Here is an 8,974-nt window from a genome sequence, read left to right as displayed (position 1 = left end):
CGGGCATTATCTGAACATAAAACACTATCAATAATTTTGAGTCATTACCCAGTTAGCAATAACCCCCGCTTGCGGGGGCCATACCCACCAGGAGCAAACGCAGAAAGCCCGAGATACTTCTGCTGTACCGGGGGCTGGCGACATTTCAGGCAACACTCATAGTTGACATCCTCCCCGCCCTAAAGGGCGGGGAGGATGTCAATAATAGCAGACCACATCATGATGTCATTCTGACCGACAGATGCCAGAAGCAGAGGATCCATCCCATTTTATACCTACCTTATAACACTTAGAAAAACAACATGTTAAAAATGTTTATTGGAAACAATTTTATTTCCAATTGTAATGATAACCATTCTCATATTAATATGGCTACGTGATAATTAACTTTTGATGCACTCCGCATGTCTGACCGTGCCACTTCCACAGCTTCCTTAACGTTCGAGTCGCTTTATGGCACCCATCACGGCTGGTTGAAAAGTTGGCTGACGCGCAAACTCCAGTCTGCCTTTGATGCAGATGACATTGCCCAGGACACTTTTTTGCGGGTAATGAGCAGCGAAACGCTCTCGACGATCCGCGATCCTCGCTCTTTCCTGTGCACTATCGCCAAACGCGTGATGGTGGACCTGTTTCGCCGAAACGCGCTGGAAAAAGCGTATCTGGAGATGCTGGCGCTTATGCCGGAGGGGGTAGCGCCTTCACCTGAGGAACGCGAAAGCCAGCTCGAGACCCTACAACTCGTCGACAGCATGCTGGACGGGCTAAACGGAAAAACACGTGAAGCGTTTCTGCTTTCGCAACTGGATGGCCTGACATACAGCGAGATTGCGCACAAACTCGGTGTTTCCGTCAGCTCCGTGAAAAAATACGTGGCGAAAGCCGTCGAGCACTGCCTGCTGTTTCGTCTGGAGCATGGGTTATGAATCCTTCGTTAACCGATTCCCGCCGTCAGGCGCTGCGTTCAGCTTCCCACTGGTATGCCGTGCTAAGCGGCGAGCGCGTCAGCCCACAACAGGAAGCGCGCTGGCAACAGTGGTATGAACAGGATCAGGATAACCAGTGGGCCTGGCAGCAGGTTGAAAACCTGCGCAACCAGCTTGGCGGTGTGCCTGGCGACGTTGCCAGCCGGGCGCTGCACGATACCCGCCTCACCCGCCGTCACGTGATGAAAGGATTACTGCTGTTGCTCGGCGCTGGCGGAGGCTGGCAACTCTGGCAGTCGGAAACCGGCGAAGGTCTGCGGGCAGATTACCGCACCGCCAAAGGCGCAGTCAGCCGTCAGCAACTGGAAGATGACTCCCTGCTCACGCTGAATACCCAAAGCGCGGCGGATGTGCGTTTTGATGCGCATCAGCGCACCGTCCGGCTCTGGTACGGTGAAATCGCCATTACTACCGCGAAAGATGCGCAGCAACGCCCCTTCCGCGTCCTGACCCGTCAGGGCCAACTCACCGCTTTAGGGACAGAATTTACCGTCCGCCAGCAGGATAATTTCACGCAGCTTGACGTGCAGCAGCACGCCGTGGAAGTGCTTCTCGCCAGTGCCCCCGCGCAAAAACGCATCGTGAACGCTGGTGAAAGCCTGCAGTTCAGCGCCTCTGAGTTTGGCGCAGTGAAACCGCTGGATGACGAGAGTACAAGCTGGACGAAGGGCATCCTGAGCTTCAGCGATAAACCGCTGGGTGAGGTGATAGCCACGCTAAGCCGTTACCGCAACGGCGTGCTGCGCTGCGATCCCGCCGTTGCCGGGCTGCGCCTGAGCGGGACGTTCCCGCTGAAAAATACCGATGCGATCCTGAACGTTATCGCTCAAACGCTTCCCGTTAAAATTCAGTCTATTACGCGGTACTGGATAAACATTTCACCGCTGTAAGAAAAATAATTCTCATTTCGATTGTCCTTTTTACCCTTCTCGTTCGACTCATAGCTGAACACAACAAAAATGATGATGGAGAAGGTATGACGCCGTTACGCGTTTTTCGTAAAACAACACCTTTGGTTAACGCCATTCGCCTGAGCCTGCTGCCGCTGGCCGGTCTCTCGTTTTCCGCTTTTGCTGCACAGGTTGATATCGCACCGGGATCGCTCGACAAAGCGCTCAATCAGTATGCCGCACACAGCGGAATTACCCTCTCGGTTGACGCCAGCCTGACGCGCGGCAAGCAGAGCAACGGCCTGCACGGAGATTACGACGTCGAGAGCGGCCTGCAACAACTGCTGGACGGCAGCGGACTGCAGGTAAAACCGCTGAGAAATAACAGCTGGACGCTGGAGACCGCGCCCGCGCCAAAAGAAGATGCCCTGACCGTGGTCGGCGACTGGCTGGGCGATGCGCGTGAAAACGACGTATTTGAACATGCTGGCGCGCGTGACGTGATCCGCCGTGAGGATTTCGCCAAAACCGGCGCAACCACCATGCGTGAGGTGCTTAACCGCATCCCTGGCGTCAGCGCGCCGGAAAACAACGGCACCGGCAGCCACGACCTGGCGATGAACTTTGGCATCCGGGGCCTGAACCCACGCCTCGCCAGCCGCTCGACCGTCCTGATGGACGGCATCCCCGTCCCCTTTGCCCCTTACGGTCAGCCGCAGCTTTCACTGGCTCCCGTTTCGCTCGGCAACATGGATGCCATTGACGTGGTGCGCGGTGGTGGTGCGGTGCGTTACGGACCGCAGAGCGTGGGCGGCGTGGTGAACTTTGTTACCCGCGCCATTCCGCAGGACTTTGGTATCGAGGCGGGGGTGGAAGGTCAGCTCAGCCCAACCTCTTCACAAAACAACCCGAAAGAGACGCACAACCTGATGGTGGGCGGCACAGCGGACAACGGTTTTGGCACCGCGCTGCTCTACTCCGGCACGCGCGGCAGTGACTGGCGCGAGCACAGCGCCACCCGCATCGACGACCTGATGCTGAAAAGCAAATATGCGCCGAATGAGGTGCACACCTTCAACAGCCTGCTGCAATATTACGATGGTGAAGCCGACATGCCCGGCGGCCTGTCCCGCGCGGATTACGACGCCGATCGCTGGCAATCCACCCGCCCGTATGACCGCTTCTGGGGCCGTCGCAAGCTGGCGAGCCTGGGCTACCAGTTCCAGCCGGACAGCCAGCATAAATTCAACATTCAGGGGTTCTACACCCAAACCCTGCGCAGCGGCTACCTGGAGCAAGGCAAACGCATCACCCTCTCGCCGCGTATCTACTGGGTGCGCGGTATTGAGCCACGCTACAGCCAGAGCTTTATGATCGGCCCTTCCGCGCACGAAGTGGGCGTGGGCTATCGCTATGTGAATGAATCAACGCATGAAATGCGTTACTACACCGCCACCAGCAGCGGGCAGTTGCCGTCCGGCTCAAGCCCTTACGACCGCGACACGCGTTCCGGCACCGAGGCGCACGCCTGGTATCTGGATGACAAAATCGACATCGGCAACTGGACCATCACGCCGGGTATGCGTTTCGAACATATCGAGTCATACCAGAACAACGCCATCAAAGGCACGCACGAAGAGGTGAGCTATAACGCACCGCTTCCGGCGTTGAACGTGCTCTATCACCTGACTGATAGCTGGAATCTTTATGCAAACACTGAAGGCTCGTTCGGCACCGTACAGTACAGCCAGATTGGCAAGGCTGTGCAAAGCGGCAATGTGGAACCGGAAAAAGCGCGAACCTGGGAACTCGGTACCCGCTACGATGACGGCGCGCTGACGGCGGAAATGGGGCTGTTCCTGATTAACTTTAACAATCAGTACGACTCCAACCAGACCAACGACACCGTCACTGCACGTGGCAAAACGCGCCATACCGGGCTGGAAACGCAGGCACGTTACGACCTGGGTACGCTAACGCCAACGCTTGATAACGTTTCCGTCTACGCCAGCTATGCGTATGTGAACGCGGAAATCCGCGAGAAAGGCGACACCTATGGCAATCAGGTGCCATTCTCCCCGAAACATAAAGGCACGCTGGGCGTGGACTACAAGCCGGGCAACTGGACGTTCAATCTGAACAGCGATTTCCAGTCCAGCCAGTTTGCGGATAACGCCAATACGGTGAAAGAGAGCGCCGACGGCAGTACCGGCCGCATTCCCGGCTTCATGCTCTGGGGCGCACGCGTGGCGTATGACTTTGGCCCGCAGATGGCAGATCTGAACCTGGCGTTCGGTGTGAAAAACATCTTCGACCAGGACTACTTCATCCGCTCTTATGACGACAACAACAAAGGCATCTACGCAGGCCAGCCGCGCACGCTGTATATGCAGGGGTCGTTGAAGTTCTGATGTGTTAACGCCCGGCTTGCCGGGCTTTTAGCTGGAATGTGACTATGTTGGCATTTATCCGTTTTCTTTTTGCAGGCCTGCTGCTGGTGATCGGCCACGCCTTTGCCGCCACGGTTCAGGACGAACACGGCACGTTTACACTCGATAAAACGCCACAACGGATTGTGGTGCTGGAACTCTCGTTCGCCGATGCGCTGGCCGCCGTGGACGTCAGCCCGATCGGTATTGCCGACGATAACGATGCAAAACGCATCCTGCCCGAAGTGCGTGCGCACCTGAAACCGTGGCAGTCCGTCGGAACGCGCGCGCAGCCGAGCCTGGAAGCCATTGCTGCCCTGAAACCAGACCTGATCATTGCCGACAGCAGTCGCCATGCGGGGATTTACACTGCCTTGCAGCAAATCGCGCCGGTACTGCTGCTTAAGTCCCGCAACGAAACCTACGCTGAAAATTTGCACTCAGCGGCTATCATCGGCGAAGTGGTAGGTAAAAAACGAGAGATGCAGGCGCGTCTGGAACAACATAAAGAGAAGATGGCGCAGTGGTCCAGCCAGCTTCCCACAGGGACACGCGTGGCCTTTGGCACATCACGCGAACAGCTATTCAACCTGCATACCCAGGAGACCTGGACCGGCAGCGTGCTGGCTTCTCTGGGGCTGAACGTTCCCGCTGCGATGGCGGGCGCGTCCATGCCGTCCATCGGCCTGGAGCAACTGCTGGCGGTCAATCCTGCCTGGCTGCTGGTTGCCCACTATCGCGAAGAGAGCATTGTTAAACGCTGGCAACAAGATCCGCTCTGGCAGATATTAACCGCCGCGCAGAAGCAGCAGGTTGCTTCAGTCGACAGTAACGCCTGGGCGCGGATGCGCGGTATTTTTGCCGCAGAGCGTATTGCCGCTGACACGGTAAAAATCTTCCACCATCAGCCGCTTACCGATGTGAAATGACCGCGCTAAAACACCCGGTGCTGCTGTGGGGGCTTCCCGTTGCAGTACTTATTATTATTTTCTGGCTGAGTCTGTTTTGCTACTCGGCCATTCCTGTTTCCGGAGCAGACGCAATCCGCGCCCTGCTGCCTGGACACACGCCAACGCTACCAGAAGCGCTGGTGCAAAACCTTCGTTTGCCGCGAAGCCTGGTCGCCGTTCTGATCGGCGCAAGCCTGGCGCTCGCGGGCACGCTGCTGCAAACCCTGACCCACAACCCAATGGCCTCTCCTTCACTGCTCGGCATTAACAGCGGCGCGGCGCTGGCTATGGCGCTTACCAGCGCGCTGAGTCCGACGCCGGTTGCAGGCTATTCCCTGTCGTTCATCGCGGCATGCGGGGGCGGCGTGAGCTGGCTGCTGGTCATGACCGCAGGAGGCGGGTTTCGTCATACCCAGGACAGAAACAAACTGATCCTCGCGGGTATCGCGCTGTCGGCCTTTTGTATGGCCCTGACCCGCATCACCCTGCTGCTGGCCGAAGATCATGCTTACGGCATCTTTTACTGGCTGGCAGGCGGAGTGTCCCACGCCCACTGGCAGGATGTCTGGCAGCTCTTGCCGGTGGTGGTCACTGCAGTCCCTGTCGTGTTGCTGCTGGCGAATCAACTGAACCTGCTCAACGTCAGCGACAGTACCGCCCATACGCTGGGAGTGAACCTGCCGAGACTACGTTTGATCATCAATATGTTAGTGCTGCTTCTGGTTGGCGCGTGCGTCAGTGTGGCAGGTCCGGTGGCGTTTATCGGCCTGCTGGTGCCACATCTGGCGCGCTTCTGGGCAGGCTTCGATCAGCGCAACGTACTGCCGGTGAGCATGCTGCTGGGGGCCACGCTGATGCTGATGGCAGATGTACTCGCACGCGCGCTGGCCTTCCCCGGCGATCTGCCCGCAGGCGCAGTGCTGGCGCTGATTGGCAGTCCTTGCTTTGTCTGGCTGGTGAGGAGGCGAGGATGAAAATTGCGCTGGTCATTTTCATCACCCTTGCCCTGGCAGGTTGTGCGCTGTTATCACTCCATATGGGGGTGATCCCCGTGCCGTGGCGCGCGCTGCTGACCGACTGGCAGGACGGACGCGAGCATTATTATGTATTGATGGAGTACCGACTGCCGCGCTTGCTGCTGGCACTGTTTGTCGGTGCAGCCCTCGCCGTGGCGGGCGTGCTGGTACAGGGGATTGTGCGTAACCCGCTAGCATCACCGGATATTCTCGGCATTAACCATGCCGCCAGCCTTGCCTCTGTGGGAGCACTGCTTCTTATGCCATCACTATCCGTGATGGTGCTGCCGCTGCTGGCCTTTGCGGGCGGTATGGCGGGGTTGATCTTGCTGAAGATGCTGGCAAAGACCCACCAGCCGATGAAGCTGGCGCTCACCGGCGTGGCGCTTTCCGCCTGCTGGGCGAGCCTGACGGATTACCTGATGCTCCTGCACCCGCAGGATGTAAACAGTGCCCTGCTGTGGCTGACGGGTAGCTTATGGGGGCGCGACTGGCACTTTGTGAAGATTGCCGTGCCGTTGCTCATTCTGTTTTTGCCGCTGAGCCTGCGCTTTTGTCGCGATCTCGACCTGCTGGCGCTGGGCGATGCACGAGCAGCCACGCTCGGCGTGTCGGTTCAGCGCACCCGGTTCCAGGGGCTGATGCTGGCTGTCGCGATGACAGCAACCGGCGTGGCCGTCTGTGGCCCGATAAGTTTTATTGGTCTCGTCGTGCCGCACATGGTGCGCAGGATCGCCGGCGGGCGTCACCGCTGGCTGATGCCCGTTTCGGCCCTGACGGGCGCGTTGTTGCTGGTCATTGCCGATCTGCTGGCACGAATCATTCATCCGCCGCTGGAGCTTCCGGCAGGCGTGCTGACCGCCATTATCGGCGCACCGTGGTTTGTCTGGCTGCTTGTGAGAATGCGATAAATGAGATTACGTACTGAAAATCTGACCGTCAGCTATGGCGCACAAACCGTGCTGGATGGACTTTCTCTCGCCCTGCCTGCCGGAAAAATCACGGCCCTGCTCGGCCCTAACGGTTGCGGGAAATCGACGCTGTTGAACTGTTTTTCTCGCCTGTTAACACCAGACTCTGGCGAGATATTGCTTGATGAAAAACCCATAGCCGGTTTTTCCGCCCGCCAGCTGGCTCGCCGCCTGGCTTTACTGCCGCAACACCATTTATCCCCCGAGGGGATCACTGTACGGGAACTGGTTTCCTACGGCCGCAGCCCGTGGCTGTCGTTGTGGGGGCGACTCTCCGCGGAAGACAACGAGCGGGTCAACGTGGCAATGAGTCAGACCCGGACGCGCAATCTGGCTGACCGCAGGTTAACCCAGCTTTCCGGCGGCCAGCGCCAGCGTGCGTTTCTGGCGATGGTGCTGGCACAGGATACCCCACTCATTCTTCTTGATGAGCCTACGACCTACCTCGATATCAATCATCAGGTTGAACTGATGCGCCTGATGGTTGAACTCAAAAGGCAGGGGAAAACCGTAGTGACGGTACTCCACGATCTGAATCAGGCCAGCCGCTATTGCGATCATCTGGTGGTACTGGCAAGCGGTCGCGTGATGGCGCAAGGTGCTCCGGAAGCAGTGATGAAACCAGAGCTTCTAAAGACGGTGTTCAGCGTAGAAGCGGAAATCCATCCCGAACCGGTATCTGGCAGACCCATGTGTGTGGTGAAGTAGTCTGGCGAAGTCATAAGGATCATCACAGGACAGATAAAGGAAGTGATAACCACCTGCCAACAGGCACCAAAATCTGGCTGGTTGCCGGTATCACCGACATGCGCAACGGCTTCAATGGTCTCGCCGCAAAGGTGCAGACGATGCTGAAAGATGACCCGATATCCGGCCATGTCTTCATCTTCCGGGGCCGCAGCGGCAGTAAGGTCAAACTGCTGTGGTCCACCGGCGACGGGCTGTGCCTGCTGACCAAACGGCTGGAACGCGGCCGCTTCGCCTGGCCCTCTGCCCGCGATGGCAAAGTGTTCCTGACCCCGGCGCAGCTGGCAATGCTTCTGGAAGGCATCGACTGGCGGCAGCCTAAAAGACTGCTTACGTCCCTGACCATGTTGTAGGCCTCTTTATCCTGGTTGTCGTTGAATAAGCCTGGTAAAATGCGGGCTTATGAACAACACCTCCCCCTGACGACATCCTTCTGCTGAAACAGCGCCTGTCCGAACAGGAAGCGCTGAACCGCGCCCTGCTGGAAAAGCAGGCCGACCGGGAGCGCGAAATAGACCATCTGCAGGCGCAGCTGGATAAGCTTCGCCGGATGAACTTCGGCAGTCGTTCTGAATAAATCTCCCGCCGCATCGCGCAGATAGAAGCCGACCTGAACCGGCTTCAGACAGAAAGCGATACGCTGACGGGTCGGGTTGCCGATACGGGCCGGGCCCCGTATCGTTTTAACCCTGAATATTCATCGCAGATATTGTTTCGGGTTTTCCGGTATACCAGCCCTGAACTAGGTAACCGGGGCCAAGAGAACGGACGAATTCAAACTGTCCTGGCGTTTCCACCCCTTCAAACACCAGTGGTTTGCCAGTACCACGTAACCCTTTCACCACAGAAACAAGTAGCGCTCGCTTCACCGGGTCATCAATATTGGCAATAAAAATACGGTCTATTTTTATCTCATCGAAATCCAGTACCGTCAGCCATTCAATATGGGGGCCGCTTGGCAAACGGAATCTATGGTCACTCCCGT

General features: G+C 57.6%; 9 protein-coding genes and 2 pseudogenes. 9 read left to right on the top strand and 2 right to left on the bottom strand.

The annotated features are described in order from the left end of the window. Nucleotides 1-198 precede the first annotated feature (198 nt). A pseudogene (locus HMPREF3143_RS26100) lies at nt 199-268 on the bottom strand (hypothetical protein). A 136-nt stretch (nt 269-404) separates the two neighbouring features. Between HMPREF3143_RS26100 and fecI the strand changes: the two are divergent. From fecI to HMPREF3143_RS24890, 9 genes and pseudogenes are all read left to right on the top strand, one after another. Beyond that, nucleotides 405-926 carry an RNA polymerase sigma factor FecI gene (gene fecI / locus HMPREF3143_RS13445; RefSeq protein WP_016151347.1) on the top strand — a complete coding sequence of 174 codons (522 nt, stop codon included), beginning with the start codon at nt 405-407 and terminating at the stop codon, nt 924-926. After that, nucleotides 923-1,876: a ferric citrate uptake sigma factor regulator FecR gene (gene fecR / locus HMPREF3143_RS13440; RefSeq protein ID WP_023304425.1), complete on the top strand. Its 954-nt coding sequence runs from the start codon at nt 923-925 to the stop codon at nt 1,874-1,876. Before fecI ends, fecR begins: the two co-directional genes overlap by 4 nt. 86 nt (nt 1,877-1,962) lie before the next feature. Beyond that, nucleotides 1,963-4,287 (top strand): TonB-dependent Fe(3+) dicitrate receptor FecA, encoded by a 2,325-nt coding sequence (fecA, locus tag HMPREF3143_RS13435; RefSeq protein ID WP_022652364.1) that lies wholly within the window; start codon nt 1,963-1,965, stop codon nt 4,285-4,287. 44 nt (nt 4,288-4,331) lie between these two features. After that, nucleotides 4,332-5,234: a Fe(3+) dicitrate ABC transporter substrate-binding protein FecB gene (gene fecB / locus HMPREF3143_RS13430; RefSeq protein ID WP_007898890.1), complete on the top strand. Its 903-nt coding sequence runs from the start codon at nt 4,332-4,334 to the stop codon at nt 5,232-5,234. After that, nucleotides 5,231-6,229 (top strand): iron-dicitrate ABC transporter permease FecC, encoded by a 999-nt coding sequence (fecC, locus tag HMPREF3143_RS13425; protein ID WP_004118243.1) that lies wholly within the window; start codon nt 5,231-5,233, stop codon nt 6,227-6,229. Before fecB ends, fecC begins: the two co-directional genes overlap by 4 nt. Then, a complete protein-coding gene (gene fecD, locus HMPREF3143_RS13420) occupies nt 6,226-7,182 on the top strand; it encodes a Fe(3+) dicitrate ABC transporter permease subunit FecD (protein WP_004118246.1) in 957 nt (318 codons plus the stop codon). The genes fecC and fecD overlap by 4 nt, the downstream gene beginning before the upstream one ends. Then, nucleotides 7,183-7,950 (top strand): Fe(3+) dicitrate ABC transporter ATP-binding protein FecE, encoded by a 768-nt coding sequence (gene fecE / locus HMPREF3143_RS13415; RefSeq protein ID WP_004152282.1) that lies wholly within the window; start codon nt 7,183-7,185, stop codon nt 7,948-7,950. A 98-nt stretch (nt 7,951-8,048) separates the two neighbouring features. Then, nucleotides 8,049-8,342 carry an IS66 family insertion sequence element accessory protein TnpB gene (gene tnpB, locus HMPREF3143_RS13410; RefSeq protein WP_007898888.1) on the top strand — a complete coding sequence of 98 codons (294 nt, stop codon included), beginning with the start codon at nt 8,049-8,051 and terminating at the stop codon, nt 8,340-8,342. Nucleotides 8,343-8,391: 49 nt separating this feature from the next. Further along, nucleotides 8,392-8,644: pseudogene (locus HMPREF3143_RS24890) on the top strand (IS66 family transposase); the annotation flags it as partial. 28 nt (nt 8,645-8,672) lie between these two features. On the opposite strand, the gene HMPREF3143_RS24885 reads toward HMPREF3143_RS24890, so the two are convergent. Further along, nucleotides 8,673-8,974, bottom strand: a 302-nt coding sequence (locus HMPREF3143_RS24885; protein WP_254668434.1) for an EAL domain-containing protein, incomplete at its 5' end; no start/stop codon positions are given.

Source organism: Enterobacter sp. HMSC16D10 (assembly GCF_001807145.1).
Classification (GTDB): domain Bacteria; phylum Pseudomonadota; class Gammaproteobacteria; order Enterobacterales; family Enterobacteriaceae; genus Enterobacter; species Enterobacter roggenkampii.
The sequence above is the reverse complement of the archived record's forward strand: the minus strand, read 5'-3'. Positions and strand labels throughout refer to the sequence as shown.

Excerpts from the sequence above, each read along its gene's own strand:
- fecI (WP_016151347.1), top strand. The coding sequence starts at position 405 with ATGTCTGACCGTGCCACTTCCACAGCTTCCTTAACGTTCGAGTCGCTT.
- fecR (WP_023304425.1), top strand. The coding sequence starts at position 923 with ATGAATCCTTCGTTAACCGATTCCCGCCGTCAGGCGCTGCGTTCAGCT.
- fecA (WP_022652364.1), top strand. The coding sequence starts at position 1,963 with ATGACGCCGTTACGCGTTTTTCGTAAAACAACACCTTTGGTTAACGCC.
- fecB (WP_007898890.1), top strand. The coding sequence starts at position 4,332 with ATGTTGGCATTTATCCGTTTTCTTTTTGCAGGCCTGCTGCTGGTGATC.
- fecC (WP_004118243.1), top strand. The coding sequence starts at position 5,231 with ATGACCGCGCTAAAACACCCGGTGCTGCTGTGGGGGCTTCCCGTTGCA.
- fecD (WP_004118246.1), top strand. The coding sequence starts at position 6,226 with ATGAAAATTGCGCTGGTCATTTTCATCACCCTTGCCCTGGCAGGTTGT.
- fecE (WP_004152282.1), top strand. The coding sequence starts at position 7,183 with ATGAGATTACGTACTGAAAATCTGACCGTCAGCTATGGCGCACAAACC.
- tnpB (WP_007898888.1), top strand. The coding sequence starts at position 8,049 with ATGCGCAACGGCTTCAATGGTCTCGCCGCAAAGGTGCAGACGATGCTG.